Source organism: Kitasatospora sp. NPDC004531 (genome assembly GCF_053602195.1).
Map to the genome: position 1 here is coordinate 27,396 of NZ_JBSGDD010000061.1, position 20,264 is coordinate 47,659.

The 20,264-nt window shown below is 73.1% G+C and carries 14 protein-coding genes and 1 pseudogene; 5 read left to right on the forward strand and 10 right to left on the reverse strand.

From position 1 onward, the window contains the following. Window positions 1-11: 11 nt before the first annotated feature. From tmk to bldG, 7 genes are all read right to left on the reverse strand, one after another. A complete protein-coding gene (gene tmk, locus ACWEMJ_RS23000) occupies window positions 12-3,110 on the reverse strand; it encodes a dTMP kinase (protein WP_452138979.1) in 3,099 nt (1,032 codons plus the stop codon). A gap of 78 nt (window positions 3,111-3,188) precedes the next feature. After that, window positions 3,189-6,053, reverse strand: a complete 2,865-nt coding sequence (topA, locus tag ACWEMJ_RS23005; RefSeq protein WP_452138980.1) for a type I DNA topoisomerase — start codon at window positions 6,051-6,053, stop codon at window positions 3,189-3,191. 324 nt (window positions 6,054-6,377) lie between these two features. Next, window positions 6,378-6,866, reverse strand: coding sequence for a hypothetical protein (locus ACWEMJ_RS23010; protein WP_452138981.1), 489 nt, complete (start codon window positions 6,864-6,866; stop codon window positions 6,378-6,380). A gap of 241 nt (window positions 6,867-7,107) precedes the next feature. Next, on the reverse strand, window positions 7,108-8,634 hold the full coding sequence (locus ACWEMJ_RS23015) for a DUF7059 domain-containing protein (RefSeq protein ID WP_452138982.1): 1,527 nt from the start codon (window positions 8,632-8,634) through the stop codon (window positions 7,108-7,110). A 99-nt stretch (window positions 8,635-8,733) separates the two neighbouring features. Then, window positions 8,734-9,462 (reverse strand): small secreted protein, encoded by a 729-nt coding sequence (locus ACWEMJ_RS23020; RefSeq protein ID WP_452138983.1) that lies wholly within the window; start codon window positions 9,460-9,462, stop codon window positions 8,734-8,736. A 205-nt stretch (window positions 9,463-9,667) separates the two neighbouring features. Then, window positions 9,668-10,081: an ATP-binding protein gene (locus ACWEMJ_RS23025; RefSeq protein WP_452138984.1), complete on the reverse strand. Its 414-nt coding sequence runs from the start codon at window positions 10,079-10,081 to the stop codon at window positions 9,668-9,670. A 155-nt stretch (window positions 10,082-10,236) separates the two neighbouring features. Continuing rightward, window positions 10,237-10,578 carry an anti-sigma factor antagonist BldG gene (bldG, locus tag ACWEMJ_RS23030; protein WP_073807489.1) on the reverse strand — a complete coding sequence of 114 codons (342 nt, stop codon included), beginning with the start codon at window positions 10,576-10,578 and terminating at the stop codon, window positions 10,237-10,239. Window positions 10,579-10,800: 222 nt separating this feature from the next. On the opposite strand from bldG, the gene ACWEMJ_RS23035 reads away from it, so the two are divergent. Next, a complete protein-coding gene (locus tag ACWEMJ_RS23035) occupies window positions 10,801-13,176 on the forward strand; it encodes a DEAD/DEAH box helicase (RefSeq protein WP_452138985.1) in 2,376 nt (791 codons plus the stop codon). 54 nt (window positions 13,177-13,230) lie between these two features. Here ACWEMJ_RS23035 and ACWEMJ_RS23040 read toward each other — a convergent pair. The 3 genes and pseudogenes from ACWEMJ_RS23040 to ACWEMJ_RS23050 form a co-directional block, all read right to left on the reverse strand. Continuing rightward, window positions 13,231-13,596, reverse strand: a pseudogene (locus ACWEMJ_RS23040) (Rv3654c family TadE-like protein); the annotation flags it as partial. Between the two features lie 13 nt (window positions 13,597-13,609). Then, on the reverse strand, window positions 13,610-13,948 hold the full coding sequence (locus ACWEMJ_RS23045; RefSeq protein ID WP_452138986.1) for a TadE family type IV pilus minor pilin: 339 nt from the start codon (window positions 13,946-13,948) through the stop codon (window positions 13,610-13,612). Between the two features lie 37 nt (window positions 13,949-13,985). Continuing rightward, window positions 13,986-14,117, reverse strand: coding sequence for a DUF4244 domain-containing protein (locus ACWEMJ_RS23050; RefSeq protein WP_452138992.1), 132 nt, complete (start codon window positions 14,115-14,117; stop codon window positions 13,986-13,988). A gap of 106 nt (window positions 14,118-14,223) precedes the next feature. Here ACWEMJ_RS23050 and ACWEMJ_RS23055 point away from each other — a divergent pair, with 106 nt between their 5' ends. From ACWEMJ_RS23055 to ACWEMJ_RS23070, 4 genes are read left to right on the forward strand one after another with little or no spacing between them, the layout of a single operon-like run. Next, entirely contained in the window at window positions 14,224-15,669 is a 1,446-nt protein-coding gene (locus tag ACWEMJ_RS23055) for a tyrosine-type recombinase/integrase (RefSeq protein WP_452138987.1), read from the forward strand. Next, window positions 15,663-17,411: a hypothetical protein gene (locus ACWEMJ_RS23060; RefSeq protein ID WP_452138988.1), complete on the forward strand. Its 1,749-nt coding sequence runs from the start codon at window positions 15,663-15,665 to the stop codon at window positions 17,409-17,411. The genes ACWEMJ_RS23055 and ACWEMJ_RS23060 overlap by 7 nt, the downstream gene beginning before the upstream one ends. Further along, the gene (locus ACWEMJ_RS23065) at window positions 17,408-19,618 is read left to right on the forward strand and encodes an integrase (RefSeq protein WP_452138989.1); all 2,211 of its coding nucleotides are present in this window, start codon (window positions 17,408-17,410) and stop codon (window positions 19,616-19,618) included. The genes ACWEMJ_RS23060 and ACWEMJ_RS23065 overlap by 4 nt, the downstream gene beginning before the upstream one ends. Before the next feature lie 2 nt (window positions 19,619-19,620). Further along, the gene (locus ACWEMJ_RS23070; protein WP_452138990.1) at window positions 19,621-20,115 is read left to right on the forward strand and encodes a hypothetical protein; all 495 of its coding nucleotides are present in this window, start codon (window positions 19,621-19,623) and stop codon (window positions 20,113-20,115) included. The last annotated feature ends 149 nt before the right edge of the window (window positions 20,116-20,264 follow it).

The following is a 20,264-nucleotide window of genomic DNA, read 5'->3' on the forward strand; positions in this document are numbered from 1 at the left end:
GTCGGCCTCGGTCAGTCCTTGCGGCGGCGCCAGCCCCGCTTGGGCTGCTCGTCCTGCGCCGTCTCGGGGGCCTCGGCCTCCCAGCGGGCCCACTCCTCGCGGGAGCCGAGCAGGCTGTCGGTCAGGCTGGGCAGGTCGTCGAGCGGGGTCTCCTCCGCCCAGTCCGGCCGGGGGCGCAGCTCGCGGGTGCGGGAGGAGTCGTCGTCCTCGTCGCGGAACAGCGCGGGCGGCACCTGCTTGGCCTCGGGCCCCTGCTTCGGCTCCTGCGTCGGCTTCGGCGCAGGCGCGGGCGCGGGCGCGGGCGTCGGCTTGGGCGCAGGAGCAGGCGCAGGCGCGGGCTCCGCCTTGGGCAGCACCGCGGTCTCGGCGTCCTCGACCTTCGGCAGCACGGCGGTCTCGTCGAGCACCGGCTTGGGCAGCTCCCGGGTGGTCTCGCTGTCGGACTCGGCGGCCGGCTCCTCGATCCTGGGGAGCACCGCCGTCCGCTCGGCCTCGGCCTCGGCGGCCTTGCGGGCCTCCTCCGCGCGCTGCAGGGCCTCCTCGGCGCGTCGCCGCTGCTCCTCGCGCTGCAGGTCTCGCTGGCGCTGGAGTTCGGCGCGGGCGGCTTCCTCGGCGGCGGCCTTGCGGGCGGCCTCGGCCTCGGCGGCGAGCCGGGCCTGTTCGGCGGCCTGCCGCTTCGCCTCCTCCTCGGCCCTGCGGGCGGCCTCGGCCTCGGCGGCGAGGCGGGCCTCCTCGGCGGCCTTGCGGTCGGCCTCGGCCTTGGCGCGGGCGGCTTCCTCGGCGGCGAGGCGGTCCTTCTCGGCCTGTTCGGCGCGGAGTTCCTCCAGCAGCGCGAGGCGCTTGCGCTCGGCCTCCTCGGCGGCCTTGCGGGCGGCTTCGGCCTCGGCGGCGCGCCGGGCGGCCTCTTCGCGGGCCTTGCGCTCCTGCTCGGCCTTGGCGGCCTTCTCCTGGTCGGAGAGCGGCAGCTCGCGGTCGAGCCGGTGCCGGATCGCGGTGGTGACGGTGGCGGCGGCCTGGCTGCCGTCGACGACCAGGTAGCGGGCGGGATCGGCGGCGGCCAGGGCGAGGAACCCGGAGCGGACCCGCTGGTGGAACTCGGTGGGCTCGGACTCCAGCCGGTCCAGCGCCTCGGTGAAACGATCCCGCGCGGTGGTCGGGTCGACGTCGAGGACGACGGTCAGGTCGGGCACCAGCCCGCCGGTGGCCCAGCGGGAGATCCGGGCGACCTCGGTGGCGGCCAGGTCGCGGCCGGCGCCCTGGTAGGCGATCGAGGAGTCCATGTAGCGGTCGGTGATGACGACGGCGCCGCGCTCCAGGGCGGGCCGGATCACGTTCTCGACGTGCTCGGCGCGGTCGGCGGCGTAGATCAGCGCCTCGGCGCGGTGCGACAGGCCGGTGTTGCCGACGTCGAGGACGAGGGCGCGCAGCCGCTGGCCGATCGGGGAGCCGCCGGGTTCGCGGGTGATGACCACCTCGTGGCCCTTGGCGCGGATCCATTCGGCGAGGGCCTGCGCCTGGGTGGACTTGCCGGCGCCGTCGCCACCCTCCAGCGCGATGAAGTAGCCGCTGCCGGAGAGCCGGTGCGGCGCCGCCCCGGCCCCGCCGCGGACGGCCTGGGCGAGTTCCCGGCCGAACGGGACCACGCCGCGCTGGTCGTCGGTCTTCAGCAGGACGACGGCGGCGAGCACCAGGGTGAGCAGTCCGGCGGTGGAGACGGCGAGCGCGGCGCCGCCGTGGATGAAGGTGAAGCTGCCGGTGCGGACCTCGCCGAGCGAGACCTCGCCGTAGGCGGCGGCCAGCAGCGGCATGCCGATCAGGGCGGCGGCGACGACCACCCGCAGCACGGCGTACAGGTGCTCGGTGACCTTGCCGAGGCGGATCTCCTCGATCTCCTGGGCGAGCAGCCCGCGTCCGGTGGCGATGACCACGCCGGCGGCGAGGCCGGCCAGCACGGTGAGCAGCAGCACCAGGACGAAGTCGAGGACCAGCCCGGCGAGGATCAGCGCCACGCCGGCGGTGACCAGGCCGAGGGCGAGCAGCCGGCGGCGGGACAGGCCGGGCAGGGTGGCGCGGCTGAGCCGGATGCCGACGGCGGGCGCGCCGGCGGCGGCGAGCACCAGCAGGCCGTAGCCGATCGGGCCGGCCAGGTGCTCGGTGGCGGTGAGCAGTCCGAGCGCGGCGACGCCGGCCATCGAGGCGTAGGCGGCGGCGATCGAGAAGGTGAAGTAGGGGGCGGAGCCGGTGCGGCCCTTCTTGAGGGACGGTCCGGGCGTCGCGTCGGTGGGGGCGCGCAGACCCTGCAGGGGGGAGCGCGGCGCGGTGTTTGCGCCTGCGGGCAGCTCCTGGAGGTACAGCAGCGCGGCGTTGGCGACGAACAGCGCGGCGGTGCCGAGCGCGGCGACGGTGACCTGGTGGCCGCGCAGCCAGTGCAGGCCGAGCGCGGCGATCACGTTGTTGAGCAGCGTGAGGCCGACCAGTCCGGTGGCGGCCAGCGGCAGCGCGGCCCAGCCGGTGCGCTGGTCGAGGGTGCGGACGGCGTCCAGCGAGGCGGCGGCCGGCGGGCCGGCCTGCTCGGGGACGGCCAGCAGGGCGGGGACGGCGGCGTCCTTGCCGATGGTCCAGATCCGTTCGGCGGCGCCGGCCAGGAAGACCGTGCCGAGCAGCAGCCAGGTAGCGGAGCCGGGCGACCAGACCACCCACCAGGGGGCGAGGCCGATCAGCAGGGCGCGGGCCAGGTCGGCGCCGAGCAGGCTCCAGCGGCGGTCGATCCGGCCGCCGACCAGGGCGTGCACGGGGCCGAGCAGCACGGCGCCGAACAGGGCGGAGGCGAGCAGCCGGGCCGCGAACAGGGCGGCGACGGCCAGCGCGAGCGAGCGGTAGCCGTGCCCGAACTGTCCGCCGAGCACCGCGGCGACCACGGTGAGCGGGACGAGCACCAGAAGGGACAGCCGGTCGGCGGCGCCGCCGAGCAGCTGGGTGGTCCACAGTCTCCGGTAGGGCCGCAGCCGGAGCAGCGCGCGGGCCCGTTCGCCTGGTGTCCCGGCGGGGGCGACCTCGGGGAGGCCGCGGGCGCCGGCGCGTGCGGTGGGGGGCAGCTCCTCGCTCGTCATACGGTCAGCGTAGCGAGTGCGCGGCCCCGACCTTAACGGGCCCGCCCGGATTCGAACAGGCCCGTTACGCGGTGTCCGTCAGCTCTCCTCGGATGTGTTCTCGGCGGCGGCGGACTTCGTCGCGGCGGTCTTCTTCGCCGTCGTGGTCTTCTTCACAGCGGTGGTCTTCTTGGCCGCCGTCTTCTTCGCCGCCGTGGCCTTCTTGGCCGTGGTGGTCTTCTTGGCGGCCGTGGCGGTCTTCTTCGCCGGGGCCTTCTTGGCGGTCTTCTTCACCGGCCCGCGGGCGCGCTTCTCGGCGAGCAGCTCGAAGGCCCGCTCCGGGGTGATGGTCTCCACCTCGTCGTCCTTGCGGAGCGTCGCGTTGGTCTCCCCGTCGGTGACGTACGGGCCGAACCGGCCGTCCTTGACCACCACCGGCTTCTCGCTGACCGGGTCGTTGCCGAGCTCCTTCAGCGGGGCGGCCGCGGCGGCCCGGCCGCGCTGCTTGGGCTGGGCGTAGATCGCCAGCGCCTCGTCCAGCGTGATGCTGAGCAGCTGGTCCTCGCTGGTCAGCGACCGCGAGTCGGTGCCGCGCTTGAGGTACGGGCCGTAGCGGCCGTTCTGCGCAGTGATCTCGTTGCCCTCGGGGTCGGTGCCGACCACCCGGGGCAGCGAGAGCAGGCGCAGCGCGTCCTCAAGGGTGACGGTGTCCAGGTCCATCGACTTGAACAGCGAGGCGGTGCGCGGCTTGACGGCGTTCTTGCCGGTCTTCGGGGTGCCCTCGGGGAGCACCTCGGTGACGTACGGGCCGAACCGGCCGGCCTTGGCGACCAGCGGGTTGCCGCTGATCGGGTCGGTGCCGAGTTCGCGCTCGCCGCTGGGCCGGGCGAACAGCTCCTCGGCGAGTTCCACGGTCAGCTCGTCCGGCGGCAGCTCGTCGGGGACGTCGGCGCGCTGCTCGGGCTCGCCCTCGACGGCGGCCGGGCGGGTCACGTACGGGCCGAACCGGCCGACCCGGAGCACGATGCCGTCGCCGATCGGGAAGGAGCTGATCTCGCGGGCGTCGATCGCGCCGAGGTCGGTGACCAGTTCCTTCAGGCCGCCGAGGTGGTCGCCGTCGCCGTTGCCCGCGTCGGCGGCGCCGATCGCGGCGCCGGTGGCCTCGCCCTCGCCGAAGTAGAAGCGCTTGAGCCACGGCACGGACTCGGCCTGGCCGGCCGCGATCCGGTCGAGGTCGTCCTCCATCTTCGCGGTGAAGTCGTAGTCGACCAGCCGGCCGAAGTGCTTCTCCAGCAGGTTGACCACGGCGAAGGAGAGGAACGAGGGCACCAGGGCGGTGCCCTTCTTGAACACGTACTTGCGGTTGATGATCGTGTCGATGATCGACGCGTACGTGGACGGGCGGCCGATCTCGCGGTCTTCCAGCTCCTTGACCAGCGAGGCCTCGGTGTAGCGGGCCGGCGGCTTGGTGGCGTGGCCCTCGGGGGTGAGCCGCTCGGCGGCCAGCGGGTCGCCCTCGGCGACCTGCGGCAGGCGGCGCTCGCGGTCGTCGAGCTCGGCGTTGGGGTCGTCGGCGCCCTCGACGTAGGCCTTGAGGAAGCCGTGGAAGGTGATGATCTTGCCGGAGGCGGAGAACTCGGCGTCCCGGCCGTCGGCGGAGCGGCCACCGACCTTGACCGTGACGGACTGGCCGACCGCGTCCTTCATCTGGGAGGCGACGGTGCGCATCCAGATCAGCTCGTACAGCCGGAAGTCGTCGCCGGACAGCCCGGTCTCGGCGGGCGTGCGGAACCGGTCGCCGGACGGGCGGATCGCCTCGTGCGCCTCCTGCGCGTTCTTCACCTTGGAGGCGTAGGTGCGCGGCGCGGCCGGCAGGTAGTCGGCCCCGTACAGCTGGGTGACCTGCGCGCGGGCCGCGACGATCGCGGTCTCCGACAGCGTGGTCGAGTCGGTGCGCATATAGGTGATGAAGCCGTTCTCGTACAGCTTCTGCGCGACCTGCATGGTGCGCTTGGCGCCGAAGCCCAGCTTGCGGCTGGCCTCCTGCTGCAGCGTGGTGGTGCGGAACGGCGCGTACGGGGAGCGGCGGTACGGCTTGGACTCGACGCTGAGGACGCTGAACGCGGTCTGCTCCAGCGCGGCGGCCAGCGTGCGGGCGGCCTGCTCGTCCAGGTGCAGGGTGTTCGCGGCGGACTTCAGGCGGCCGTCGGTGCCGAAGTCGCGGCCGGTGGCGACGCGCTTGCCGTCCACCGAGATCAGCCGGGCGCCGAAGTTCTCCGGGTTGGCGGCGTCGGCGGCGGTGCGGCCGGTGGCGAAGGTGGCGACCAGGTCCCAGTAGGAGGCGGAGGTGAAGGCGATCCGCTCGCGCTCGCGCTCGACCACCAGGCGGGTGGCGACCGACTGGACCCGGCCCGCCGACAGCTTCGGCATGACCTTCTTCCACAGCACCGGGGAGACCTCGTAGCCGTAGAGGCGGTCCAGGATGCGGCGGGTCTCCTGCGCGTCGACCAGGCGCTTGTTCAGGTCGCGCGGGTTGCGCACGGCCTCCTGGATGGCGTCCTTGGTGATCTCGTGGAAGACCATCCGGTGCACCGGCACCTTGGGCTTCAGCACTTCCTGCAGGTGCCACGCGATGGCCTCGCCCTCGCGGTCCTCATCGGTGGCGAGGAAGAGCTCGTCGGACTCCTTGAGCAGCGACTTCAGCTTGGTGACCTGGGACTTCTTGTCCGGGTTGACCACGTAGATCGGCGCGAAGTCGTGATCCACGTCGACCCCGAGCCGGCGCACCTCGCCGGTGTACTCGTCCGGGACCTCGGCGGCCGTGCCGGGCAGGTCGCGGATGTGACCGACACTGGCCTCGACGATGTAGCCGGGCCCGAGGTAGCCCTTGATCGTCTTGGCCTTGGCCGGCGACTCGACGATGACGAGTCGCTTGCCGTGGGCGGTCTCGCTGCTCGGGGACACCTTCGCTCTTCTCTCCCGGTCGTTTACCAAAGCTCCTGGGCAGTCGCACAGCGACGGTCCCACCAGCGGAGTGTGACCGTACCCTGGCCACCCTTGTCAAACGGACGGATGCCGCGTTTTCACCGGCAAGGCCGACCGACGCCACTCGAACGGTAACCCGATGGCAGCTCTTCGGGCATGTCTTTCCCGGGCAAGCGGGCCTTCGGCGGGGGTCGGAAGGTTTCGCCGGGTGCCCGGCGCGGTGGAAGAAGAGAGGAGCGGAACTGTGCGCTCCGTGATCGGGACGGGCCCGATCGACGCCGGCCGGACCGGCCGCCGGTCCGCTCAGCGCACGGCGAGGGCGAGCAGGGTCAGACCGCCCGCCAGCGCCGAGGTGCCGAGCAGCGCCCAGAACAGGTCGGCGGGCAGCGAGGGCAGCTCCTCGTGCGCGGCCAGCACCACCCGGTCCGGCCGCCGCGGGTCGTAGGCGACCTGGACGGCCGCGCCGGCGGCCAGCCGCGGCGGGCGGCGCAGCGGGGTGTGCCCGCGCGGACGGGACAGCACCAGGCGGCCCACCGGGTCGGGGTGCAGCTCGTGGACAGCGGCGAGCCCGGCATCGGGCGTGCCGCCGGCGGCGTCCACCGGGTAGGAGAGCAGCGGGCTGCTGTCCATCGCGTCGGTCCGGCCCCGGTCGGCGACCACCTGCGCGGTGGCGGCCACGCCGTGCCGGCGCAGGTGGTGGCGAAGGCGCAGTTCCACGGCGCACCACAGCAGCAGTGCGCTCCCGAAGGCCGCCAGGACCGCCCCGCCCACCAGCGTCGTCGGCGTCTCCATCCGGTCCTCCCCCGCACTGTCCACAGCCTGTGGACAGCAGCCTGGCAGTCGGTGGACAACCTCCGGCGGACACCCGGCGTCCGCCGGACCACGCCCGGGGAACGTACGGGTGAACGCCGCCGTCGGGCCGGGCGGGCCTGGGTGTTCAACGCGGCCGGGCCGCGCCGGTCACTCCGGATTCCCGGCGGGCCGATTCACCCGCCGGGTGATCAATGTCACCGCCGCGACCGCGGCGGTCGGATCAGCGGACCGGCTCGATGAACCCCTGTTCGGTGAGCAGCCGCAGCGACTCGGGCACCCGGGCCCGCAGCTGCGCCGCGTCCTCGCCGAGCAGCTGGGCGATCGCGTCGATGATCTCCCCGGCGGCCAGCGTGCCGTCGCAGACGCCGACGAAGCCCGCGCCGACGGTGTCCACCTTGGTGGCGCGGCGCATGCCCCGGTTGTGGCGGAGCACCACGTGCTCGGGGTCCTCGGAGCCGGGGGTGCCGATCTGCTCCTGCACCACCTCGTCGGCGAGCAGGTAGCGGGCGGCCAGCAGGCCGGCGTCGTCGTGGGCGCGCAGGAAGTCCTGGCGGGCGAACCACTCCTCGATGTGCGGGCCGAGCGGCTGCTCGACCGGGTGCGGCCAGTCCTCGATCCGCACCACCGGCTCGGCCGCGCCGGACGCCCGCAGGACGATCCAGCCGAAACCGACGCCCTCCACGCCGGCCGCCTCGAAGCTGTCCAGCCACTCCTCGTACCGGGCCCGGTACTCGTCGCCGCGGTGGTCGCCGCCGTCGCGCAGCCACAGCTCGGCGTACTGGGCGACGTCCTGCACCTCGCGCTGCACCACCCAGGCGTCCAGGCCGGTGCCGGCCACCCAGCCGGCCAGGCGGTCGCGCCAGTCCTCGCCCTTGACGTGCTGCCAGTTCGCCAGCAGCAGGCAGTAGCCGCCCGGCTCCAGGTGGTCGGCGGCGCCGCGGACGACGCTGCGGCACAGCTCGTCGCCGGCCATCCCGCCGTCCCGGTAGGTGAACCGGCCGGCCGGAGAGATCACGAACGGCGGGTTGGAGACGATCAGGTCGAAGCGCCGCTCGTCGACCGGCTCGTACAGGCTGCCCTCGGCGGTGGTGACGTTGTCGAAGCCGGACAGCGCGGCGGTCAGCCGGGTGAAGTGCAGGGCGCGCGGGTTGAGGTCGGTGGCGGTGACCCGCTGGGCGTGCCGGGCCGCGTGCAACGCCTGCACGCCGGAGCCGGAGCCCAGGTCGAGCACCTCGCGGACCGGGCGGCGCACCGTCAGGTTGGCCAGCGTGGTGGACGCGCCGCCCACCCCGAGCACCAGGTCGCGGCGCTCGACGCCCGCGTCGGTGCGGCCGGAGCCGATGCCACCCGCGCCGCCGACGGCGCAGCCGAGGTCGGACACCACCCAGGCGTCCGCGCTGGGCAGGCCGGCCACCTCGTCGGCGTACGGCCGGACGTCCACGGTGGCGCGCAGTTCGGCGCCGTCGCGCACCAGCCAGCCGTCGGCGAGCAGGTTCCGCACGGGCAGGGCGGCGGCCGCGGCGGCCTCCGACACGGGCTGCTGCAGCAGGAACAGCCGCACCAGGGTCTCCAACGGCGTGCCGCCGCGGGTGGCCCGCAGCGCCGGGACGGCCTCACTGCGGGCCAGTGCCGCGTAGGCGGCCGGGCCGAGCAGGTCGAGCAATCCGTCGGCGGTGAAGGAGGCCTTCAGCAGCGCCTCCCGCAGTTCCGTCGTCCGGTCGGCATCAAGAACGGGGCTGTTCGTCACCCCGCCATTCTCCCCCGTCCGCCGACCCCGCCCGGCCACGGCACCGGCGGTCGCACCGGCCACCGCACCGGCGGCCGGGCCGCCACGGCGTCGGCTCCGTCAGCTCTTGCTCGGCGAGGGCGATCCGCCGCCCTGGTCACCCGTACCGGAGGACGGGGCACCGCTGCCGGACGGGTTGGCGCTGCCGGACTGGCCGGCACCGGCCGACGGGTCGGCGCTGCCCGAGGGGTTGGCGCTGCTCGAGGGGTTGGCGCTGCTCGACGGATCGGTGGCGGGTACGCCTGCGGCGGCGGCCTTGCAGCCGGGCTGCTTCTTGATCGCGTCGCCGAGGGTGCCGCTCTGGAGGGTGGCGAGCGCGCCGGTGGACACCTGGGACAGGCGCTGCACCTGGTCGCCGACGCTGCGCAGGCCGTCGGCGAACTTGGCCTGATCGGCGTTGGTCAGCCCGTCCAGCTTCTTCTGCGCGTCCAGGTAGCCCTGGGCGACCTGCTTCAGCTCGTTGACGGCGTCCTGCTGGAGCTTCGCCCCGTCGCCGATCGCCGGCACGCCGGCCTTCTGCACCGCGTCCGCCAGCTGCTGGTTGGTGGTGGCCAGCGCGGCCAGGTCGGCGGACAACCGCTTCTGCAGGTCCACCGGGGACTCGCCATCCTTGACGTTCCCGGTGTCGGCGAGCGCCGTCCGGGACTGCGCGATCGGATCCCGCGCGGCATCGCAGACGTTCTTCGCCCAGCCGTCGAGCTTCTTCGCCGAGTCGTCGGCGGAACAGCCGACGGCGGCGAGCGCGAGCAGCGCGCCGAGCGCGGAGACGGTGACCAGTCGCTTCTTCACCGGGGCCCTTTCGGTCGCTGACACCCGGTCCCGGGCATCGACCAGCGAACCTACACGGCCGCCCGCCCCCGCCCGTCGGGAAGGCCACAGCCCGGCGCATCCGCGCAGCTCAGCGGCCGGGCGTGGCACGGATCAACAGATCAGCGGATGGACGGGCGTGCGGCACAGGGCGCACGGACGTCGCAGGGCGCGCGTGCGGCGCAGGTCAGGTGCCGACGGAGGCCGGGTTGATCGACCAGCTCATCCGGATGACGCCGCCGTCCGCGCCGTTGCCGACCTCGACGTCCTCGACCAGGCCGGTGATGACCGCCAGGCCGAGCGCGTCCTCGTCCTCCGGGCCACCGCCCGCGGCACCGGCGGCGTGCGCCGGGCCGGCCTCGTCGGCGACCTCGATGAGAAAACGCTTCTCCTGCTCGGTCAGCGCGACCCGGACGGCGCCGTCCACGCCGTTGCGCCGGTGCAGGGCCACCGCGCGGGAGCAGGCCTCGCCGACGGCGAGCCGCAACTCGTCGAGCACCGACTCGTCCACCCCCGCGCGTCTGGCCACCGCGGCGGCCACCAGCCGGGCGGTGCGGACGTGCTCGGGCAGTGCGCTGAATCGAAGTTCGACGGTTGCCATGTCTCCCCTCCGGGGTTGCTCCCCACCGCCGGGCACACCGGCCCGCACGGCGAGGGCGGGAACACCGACCACGCCGGCCGGGCAGGGCTCAGCGCCCGGCCGACCGGCGGCGGTCGATCGAGAAGATTCGGTTGGAACGGCGGACCGACGGAACGTCAGTCGGTCGCCGCGACGGCGTCGTCCACCGAGTTGTGGATCGGGAACACCTTGGTCAGGCCGGTGATCCGGAAGATCTTCAGGATGCGCTCCTGGTTGCACACCAGGCGCAGCGAACCCTCGTGCGCACGCACCCGCTTCAGGCCGCCGACCAGCACACCGAGGCCGGTGGAGTCGAGGAAGTCCACGCCCTCCATGTCCACGACCAAGTGGTAGTTGCCGTCGTTGACGAGCTCGACAAGCTGCTCGCGCAACTTGGGGGCGGTGTACACATCGATCTCGCCGCCAACCTCGACGACCGTGCGATCGCCGACAGTACGGGTCGACAGGGACAGGTCCACGGAACCTCCAGCACCTTGCCTTGCTACGTCATTGCGATCTTCAGCCCAGCGGCTGCGACCACGTGGTCACAGGCCCAGGGCGCGGCAAACCGGCAGGTCGGAGCCTCGGTGTCGCGGCCCTCGGCCATGCGGCCGTCACGGGCTTCATTCAACCACTTGCGACCATGGGCGCACGATGGTTAACAGCGATTCTCCGTCACGCCGGTGACACACTGGGTCTTCATGCCGCCCCGTCACCACCAGCCCGAGGCCCTGCTCGCGACCCTTTCCACCGAGCGCGGCAGGTCGGATCGCCTCACCCATACGGAGCACTTGCCCGCACGCGAGGCGCGCTACGCCCCTTGGCCGGAGGGAATCCGGCAGGAGGTGGTGGCGGCCGCCGCCGAGCTCGGCGTGCTGCTGCCGTGGGCCCACCAGGCCGAGGCCATGGACCTGGCCGCGTCCGGGCGGACCACGGTCATCGCGACCGGTACCGCCTCGGGCAAGTCGCTCGGCTATCTGGCCCCCGTGCTGAGCGAGCTGCTGACCGGCACCGAGGCCCGCAACGGACGCGGCGCCACCGCGCTGTACCTCGCCCCCACCAAGGCGCTGGCCGCCGACCAGCGCCGGCGCGCCGCCGAGCTCGTCCCCGACCGGGTCCGGGTGGCGCTCTACGACGGCGACACTCCCCCGCAGGAGCGCGAGTGGGTCCGCCAGTACGCGTCGTACGTGCTGACCAACCCCGACATGCTGCACCGGGGCATACTCCCCGCCCACCCGCGCTGGTCGTCCTTCCTGAAGGCGTTGAAGTACGTGGTGATCGACGAGTGCCACACCTACCGGGGGGTGTTCGGCTCGCACGTCGCCCAGGTGCTGCGCCGGCTGCGGCGGCTGTGCGCCCGGTACGGGGCTTCGCCGACCTTCCTGCTGGCCTCCGCCACCACCGCCGAACCGGCCGTCACCGCGCAGCGGCTCACCGGCCTGCCCGCCACCGCCGTGACCGAGGACTGCTCGCCGCGCGGCCCGCTGGTGTTCGCGCTGTGGGAGCCGCCGCTGACCGAGAACGTCGGCGAGCACGGCGCGCCCGTCCGCCGCTCCGCCACCGCCGAGGCCGGCTACCTGCTCACCGACCTGGTCCACGACGGCACCCGGACGGTGGTCTTCGTCCGCTCCCGCCGGGCCGCCGAACTGGTCGCCCTGCAGGCCCAGGAGCAGCTCGGCCAGCCGCTCGCCGCCCGGGTCGCCGCCTACCGGGGCGGCTACCTGGCCGAGGAGCGCCGCGCCCTGGAGCGCGCCCTGCACAGCGGCCGACTGCTCGGGCTGGCCTCCACCTCCGCGCTGGAGCTCGGCGTGGACGTCTCCGGTCTGGACGCCGTCCTGCTGGCCGGCTACCCCGGCACCCGGGCCTCGCTCTGGCAGCAGGCCGGGCGCGCCGGACGCGAGGGCCAGGGCGCGCTGGCGGTGCTGATCGCCCGCGACGACCCGCTGGACACCTATCTCGTCCACCACCCCGACGCACTGTTCGCCACCCCCGTGGAGGCCACCGTCCTCGACCCCGACAACCCGCACGTGCTCGCCCCGCACCTGTGCGCGGCCGCTGCCGAGCTGCCGCTCACCGACGCCGACCTGGAGCTCTTCGGCCCGTCCAGCAAGCCGCTGCTGCCGGTGCTGGAACGCCGCGGGCTGCTGCGCCGCCGCAGCGACGGCTCCTGGTACTGGACCCGGCGGGAGCGTGCCGTGGACGGTGTCGACCTGCGCGGCAGTGGCGGCAGCCCCGTGCAGATCGTCGAGGCGGACACCGGGCGGCTGCTCGGCACGGTGGACGCGGAGGCCGCGCACACCACCGTGCACACCGGTGCCGTCCACCTGCACCAGGGGCGGACCTATCTGGTGCGGGAGTTCGACCTGGAGTCCTCGGTCGCCCTGGTCTCCCCCGCGAATCCGCCGTACACCACCTCCGCGCGGGACGTCACCTCGATCTCGATCCTGTCCACCGACACCACCGAGGAGTGGGGCGAGGCCCGGCTCTGCTTCGGCTCGGTGGAGGTGGTCAACCAGGTCGTCGGCTACCTGCGCAAGCGGATCTCCACCGGCGAGATCCTCGGCGAGAGCAAGCTCGACCTGCCGCCGCGCACCCTGCGCACCCGGGCCGTCTGGTGGACCGTCACCGAGGACCAACTCCTGGACGCCACGATCCCGTTCGACCAGCTGCCCGGTGCGGCGCACGCCGCCGAGCACGCCTCGATCGGCCTCCTTCCGCTGTTCGCCACCTGCGACCGCTGGGACATCGGCGGCGTCTCCGTCCCGCTGCATCCCGACACCGGCCTCCCGACCGTCTTCGTCTACGACGGCCACTCCGGCGGCGCGGGCTTCGCGGAGCGCGGCTTCCGCCGTGCCGTGGAGTGGCTGACCGCGACCCGGGACGCGATCGCCGCCTGCGAGTGCGACCGCGGCTGCCCGTCCTGCGTCCAGTCGCCCAAGTGCGGCAACGGCAACGAGCCGCTCGACAAGGCCGCCGCGATCCGCCTGCTCACCGTCCTCCTCGCCCACGCCCCCGACCGGCCGGAAACCGCCGACGCGACCGGCGACACCGACCCGGCCGACGGCACCGCCGGTTGACGGGTCGTCCGCTTCGGCGGTCTGGTCGGCCCAGGCCCACTGCGGGCCGGCCCGGGAGCGCGCCCGGGCCGGGCCGAGCGGGACGGGCAGGCCGTGGATCGGGACTTGGACGACCACCTCCACCGCGTCCTGGCCCGGCAGGACGCGGCAGGAGACGAGCTCGGCGCGTTCCTGGGCCCGCGTCAGCTCGGCGGCCCGACCGCAGCCGCCGTCCGGGTCGAGGAGCAGCCGGTCGGCGGCGGCCAGCGCGGCCAGGTCCGCCGCCGACTCGGCCCGGTGGCGGGCGGCCACCACCTGCCCCACCAGCAGGCAGGCCGAGAACACCGCCACCCCCAGCAGCCCCAGGGCGACCAGCCACAGGGTCGCCGAACCGCGGTCGGCCGGGGCGGACGGACGGTCTCGTTCCCTCACGGCGGGCACCTCCTCTCGTTTCTCAGCTGTCGTCGGTCGGTACGTCCTCGCGGGCGCTCACCGCGGTGGCGGTGAGGCGGACCGTCAGGAGTGCGGCGAGGCGGCCGGGGCCCGGGCAGGGGGCCTCGACGGTGACGCGGGCGGTGGCGGCGTCCAACGCGACGTCGACCTTCGCGCCCGCCGGGGCGGCCGACGCCGCGACCGCGGCGGCGTCGGCATCCCCTCGGGCGGCGGCCCGGGCACCGGCCCGGGCCGCGTCCACGCAGCGGATCTGGGCTCCGGCGGCGGCCACGCCCCAGATCAGCATGGCCGCGAGCAGCACCAGGGCGGGCAGGGCCACCGCCGTCTCGGCGGTGACCATCCCCGAGTCCGGCGACCTGCTGCGGCCTGCCCGGCGCTCAGGCCGTGTGCAGGGCACGGCCGAGGATCTCCGACAGCGCGCCGGAGACGGTGTCGCTGGTCACCACCTTGTAGAGCACCGCCGCGAAGGCACACGCCGCCACCGTGCCGATCGCGTACTCGGCGGCTATCCCTGCTTAGTTGCCGAGTCTCTTTCGAGGCTCCCCAGCGATGACCCCTGACGGGGATCTTGAATATCCATTGCACTTTATTGTGTCTCTATCTAGGGTCTCGATCATGTTCTTGATCTTCTTCAGCTCGGCGGACTGGGACCGCTGGGGCCTTGGAGGTCAGCCGCTCATTCCCGAGGGGATGCCCGTGCTGATCGACGACGACCTCCGCTTCGAGGACGCCGGCAGGCCCCGCGCCACCGTCGCGGCGAACCTCTGGCTCCGGGAGCTGCCGATCAGCGGCGCCCCCTCTCCCCGTACGTGGAAGACGTACGCGCAGGCTCTGAAGAGCTGGCTGGAGTTCCTCGCCAAGGTCGGAGTTCACCCGTTCGGGAGCCGGGAGGAGCTCCGGGCCGCACTCAGCGCCTTCTCGGAGTACCGCTTCTCCGGGCCGCTGGACGCGCGGTGGGACGGCACGACATGGAACCAGAGCATCAACACCGTGGCGCGGTTCTACCAGTGGGCGGCGGACGAACAGCACTGTGACGTCGTGCCGTTCAGCTACGCAATGGCTCGGCGGTACACCGAGTCCGGGGTACAGCTGGCCCGACGCAACACGGCGACGGTGCGGCGGGCGAAGCCCCACGTGACGCTGAAGTACCTGGAGCCGGACTTCCTGGACATGTTCCTCAAGGCCCTGGCCGGGCTTCAGCCGGACGGCGAACCGGACACCTTCCGAGGTCACCACCTGGGCCGGAACGCGGCGATGGGCAAGCTCGTGGTCTCCTCCGGCACGCGCGCACAGGAGTTCACTCACCTCCTGCGCTACGAACTTCCCCCAACTCCGCTGCGGGACAGCGGCGTTCCGGTCCCGTTTCCGCTGTCCGGGCAGATCACCAAGGGCAAGAAGCCGCGGACGACGTGGGTGGACTACGAGGCCCTGGCGGAGATGTGGCAGTACATCGACCTGGACCGGGCCGCGATCGCCGACGGTCGGACCTACATGCCTGAACTGCGGCTCGGCGAACCGCTGGTGGTCAGCGAGCCGGACTGGGAGGGCGGCAAGGTCAACGGCCGGCGCCAGTCCTGGCGCAAGCTCAACCTGGCCGAGCGCCTGCGGCTGGTAGCCGAGGACGGATCACCCGGCGTGATCGCGCTCCAGTCCGACGGAACTCCGTTCACCGACTGGGCGACCACGTTCCGTCGTACTTCGGAGCGCATCCGACGGGACTTCGAGCCGCGCTTCCCGACCGTGACACCACACACGCTGCGTCACACCTTCGCCATGGCGACGCTGGAGCGGCTGGTCCGGGGCTACTACCAGCGGGCCGCGGCCTTGGTCGCGGACACCGACGAGAACGCCGCCCTGGCGCTCTACCTGACCAAGCAAGACCCGCTGATGGTACTGCGCGACCTGTTGGGGCACAGCAGCGTGACCACCACGGAGATCTACGTCATGCGGCTGGACGTCCAGCGGGTCTACCGGGACCTGTACGCCGAGGTCGGCAACAAGAGCGGCTTGGAGGCTGCGGAGGCCGCAGCCGAGTTCGATGCGGAGGACGGCGAATGGTGACCCGGGTGGAGCACGACCCGCTGCGGGTGGAGTTCGACTTCCCCGACGGCACGCAGTGGACGGCCCGGCTCGAAGGGACCGCCAACCCGGCGCTCGCGGCGGAACTGGCAGCCGGGCTGGTGCAGTTGACGCATCCGCTGGGAGACGTCTCCCGGAAGGGGACGGCGATCCAGTACGCCTCGACGATCCGCAAGATGGCAGCTGCCCTGGCCGACGCCGGGTTCCAGGGCGGAGTCGCCGATCTGCGCAGGGGCCACATGCTGGAGTACTGGCTGGCGGCGACGCCGGCGCGGATCATGTACAGCCGGATGCTGCTGAAGGGGTGCGGCGAGCGGGTGGACGCCGAACTGCGCGCCCACCTGGTGGGCCGCGCGATCCGCAAGGCCCCGGCCTCGAAGCCGTGGCAGCCCTACAGCGAGGCCGAGTGGAAGGCGATCGAGACCGCCCTGCGCGAGCGGGTGGCGGCCTCGATATCGGCTCACCGGCAGGCGCTCACGCTGGCCGGGCACGGCCCGGACGGAGCCAACCGCGGCGTCAACCGGCAGAACCTGGCCTGGGTGATGCGCGAGCACGGCCCGCTGAGCCGTGTCGCGCTGGCCAGCGTGATGGAGGTGTCCCTCGACGCCCTGGTGCCGGCCAGCGCGGTGATCAACGAACTGCGCGATGCCCTGTTCCCGCCGGTGGACGCGGTGATCGCCGCCCGGTACCTGTTCGGCGTCTACAGCGGGGTGGTGCCGGACGGTATCCGCGACCTGGGGCTGGAGGACATGACCTGGGCCGGGGACCGCACCGTGCTGCTGAACTACATCAAGCACCGCCGGGGCCCGGAGTCGGTGAACCTGTCTTCGCGCGGGGTCCGGCTGTTGGAGCGGTGGTTGGAGTGCTCCGAACTGCTGCGCACGTTCGCCCCCGCGGAGACCGCAGCCCACCTGTGGATCTACCGGGACGTGAAGAACCGACCCGGCGGACCGGACGGGCAGATGGCGGTGCTGTCGTCGGTGGAGGCGCCGACCGCCGGGGTGCGCGCACGCAAGCGGCTGTTCGATGCGCTGGGCCTGCTCACGGACGACGGCAAGCCGTTGACGCTGCACGCCTCGCGCATCCGCACCACCTACCACAACCAGCTCTCCCGCCGGGGTTGGACGGGTCGCACGACGATCGACCCCAACCACACCGCGCGGGTGGAGGGCGGCCACTACGTGTCGGCTACGACGCCGGCCCAGAAGGACGCGCTGGAGTCGATCATCGAGGACGCCCAGGCGGATCTTCTGCGCCGTACCCGTCCGCCGGTGCTGCTGACCGACGAGGAGGCGGCCGACTTCGTGGCTGCCCAGCCGCAGGAGGCCGAGCGGCTCGGCCTGGACGAGGCTGCCCTGGCCGAGCTGCTGGGCGGGGAGATGGACGTGTTCACCGCCTCGTGCGCGAACCAGCTCGCGGGACTGCACGGGCCGAAGGGCAAGCCCTGTCCGGCCCGGCCGTGGGTGTGCCTGATGTGCCCGTTGGCGGTGTTTCTTCCCCGTCACGCGCCGAACCTGCTGCGGCTGAAGGCGTACTTCGCCCGCCAGTCGAGGCGGATGACCACCCAGCAGTTCCTGGCCGTCTTCGGCCCCTACGCCGACCGGCTCGACCACGACATCCTGACCCGCTTCGACGAACGCACCCTGGCCCAGGCCGCCGGCGTGGTCGAGGACACCGACGCCGAGCTGCCGCTCCGCCCCGAGGAAGGAACCACCGCACAGTGACCGCCGTCGTCTTCCTGGAGCCTGTGACCGTCACCACCGCCAGCGGGCCGATCCCGGCCGACTGGGCCCGCAGGTCCGTGTTCGCGGGCGAGGACATCTGCCGGGCCGCCGGCTGGGAGGTGACCGACGGCGCCCACCGGCCCAACTTCGACGAGGACCTGTGGGACCTGGCCGGACTGGCCCATCTGCCGCGCTCGATCCGCGCCAGCGCCAAGCGCCTGGACTTCTCCAAGATCACTGACCCTGCCTTCCGGCTCACCGCCAAGGAGTACCTCTTCGCCCTGATCGCGCCCCAGCACCAGCGGGTCATCGAACTGCCCGATGCCTTCCGCGACTCGCGCAAGCCCACCACCTGCTACAACGCGCTCGGGCACCTGGCGAACTGGCTGAACTGGCTGACCGGGCAGGGCCTGGGCTCGCTCACCGAGGTACTCCAGGAGCACTGCGATGCCTACCGGACGAGCCGTCGCCGCCGCAGTGGCGACGGCCCGCTCGCCCCCGGAGCCATGGTCGGCGTGCTGCAGCCGGTGCAATACCTCGCCTTCTACCGCGACCTGTTCACCGCGGATTCCTACCTGCCCGGGTTCGTGCCGTGGAAGGGCCACACCGTCAGCGAGGTCGCCGGCTGGCAGCCCGGCCGGGTCAACTCCGCCCCGGCGGTGCCCGACGCGGTCTTCCAGCCCACCGTCGCCGCCGCGCTGTACCTGGTGGAGACCATCGGGCCGCACCTGGCCGCCGAGTTCGAGACGATGCTGCGTGTGCACGAGGAGGGGCAGTCAGGCTCGCTGCTGGAGCAGTTGTCGCCGTCGACCTACGAGGTGCTGCGCGAGGCCCTCGAGCGGTACGTGCGCGAGAAGGTGCCGCTGCCGCGCATCGACACCCCGCGGATCAAGGTTCGGCTCACCATGGGCTGGGACGCCGACGACCCGCTGCTGGAGGTCAACACCCACCGCGTGGTCCACCGGGCCACCGGCCGCGGGGGCATGGCCAGAGGGCTGGTGGAACAGACCCGGCCGCTGTGGGAGAACGCCCTGGCCCTGGCCGGCCTAGAGGAGGAGTTCGGCCGGGACGCCGCGCTGGTGCCCCGCGCCGACGACGACGCGACGCCGGTGCCGTGGACCCTGCCGACCTCGGCCCACGACCTGCGCCGCCTGCACTTCGTGGTCCTGGGCGCGTGCCGGCTGGTGACCGCCGCGCTCAGCGGCATGCGGGCCAGCGAGCTGGACGAGATCAGCGCCGACTCCCCGTTGGAACCGGTCACCGTCCCCGGCGGCACCCAGCGTTTCCGTCTGGCCAGCAAGCTGATCAAGGGACAGGTCCTCGGCGGGGTCCGCGAGGAGTGGGTCGTGCTGGAGCCCGCCTACCGGGCGGTGCAGCTGGCCGCCCGCCTCAACCGGGCCAGTGGCCAGGAGCGGGCCTTCGCCATGGCCACCATGGACTACATTCACCAGCGGCTGCGCGCGTGGGTGAACGGCCCTGACGGGCAGCGCCTGGGGCTCGCCCCGATCCCGGCCGGGCCGGTGAACGGCCGGATGCTGCGGCGGACCGTCGCGCTGGCCATCGCGCACCGTCCCGGCGGACTGCTCGCGGCCAAGATCCAGCTCAAGCACCTGTCGGTGGTCACCACCGAGGGCTACGCGCACCGGCCCGGAGGCTCCCAGGCCGCGCTGCTGAGCGACATCGAACAGGCCGAGCAGGAACGCAACCTCGAACTGACCACGGCCGCCTGGCGCGACTACCAGCAGGGCCGCATGCCCGCCGGCCCCGGCGCGCGGGACCTGATCGCGGCCTTCGAGCACATCGACGCCGAGCTCGCCGACCACACCCCGGGGGCGGCGTCCGTGCTCGACAGCGATCGCCGCCTGGAGAACCTGCTGCGCAAGCAGGCCAAGCACCTCCACCTGGGGACCGCGAACTACTGCTGGTTCCGCGACCCGGCCAAGGCCCTGTGCCTGCGGCTGGCCGGCACCCCGAAGGCGGACAAGCCGCTGGCCGGGATGTGCGACTCGGCCCGCTGCTCTCAGGCCACCCACCACCCGTGCCACCTGCCGGTGTGGGAGGGTCAGGTCGCCGGCAACCAGGTGTTCCTGGGCAACCCGCGCTTCCCGAAGGCGGAGAAGGCCCGGCTGATGCCGGAGATCGAACGAGCTCTGCGCGTGGTCGAGGAGATCAAGGCCGCCGCGAAGCTGACGGAAGGAGCCGCCTGACCATGGCGCGGATCAACGAGGAGACCCGCACCCGCAACGAAGAGGCAATCCGCGCGGCAGCCGACCGGCTGCTGCGCGGAGAACTCCCCCCGGGCGGCAAATGCGACCTCAAAACACTCGCCGCCGAGGCGGGAGTGACCCGCACCGGCTTCTACCCGAAGAAGAACCGGGACGGCACCGAACGGCCCGGCCCCTACCAGCACCTCGCCGAGGAGTTCGAACGGCGGCTGGCCGCCCTCCAGGACGCCGGGGAGATCGTCGACCCGCGCGAGGCCCAGATCACCCGACTCAAGGCCGACAACGCCGACCTGCGCGGGCGCGTCACCCGGCTGGACGCCCGGGTCACGGAACTGGTGGAGTTCCAGACCCTGGCCGTGTCCCGGATCGCCGCCCAGCACGAGGAGATCGAGCGCCTGCGCAAGACCCTCGCCAACCAGGGGAACATCACCACCCTGCCCGTCCGGGCGCGCGTGGACCCCAACCGGGCACCCCGGTAGAGGCGGTCCGCCTACCACTGACGATCAAAGTCGAGACGGTCTGGGATGATGACGGCCGTGGGCGTCCAGGCGCGACTCCTGCCGGGAGATCCGCTCACTGATCGCGGTGATCACCAAGCCCTGCGCATCCAGCCGCCGGTCCACCGACC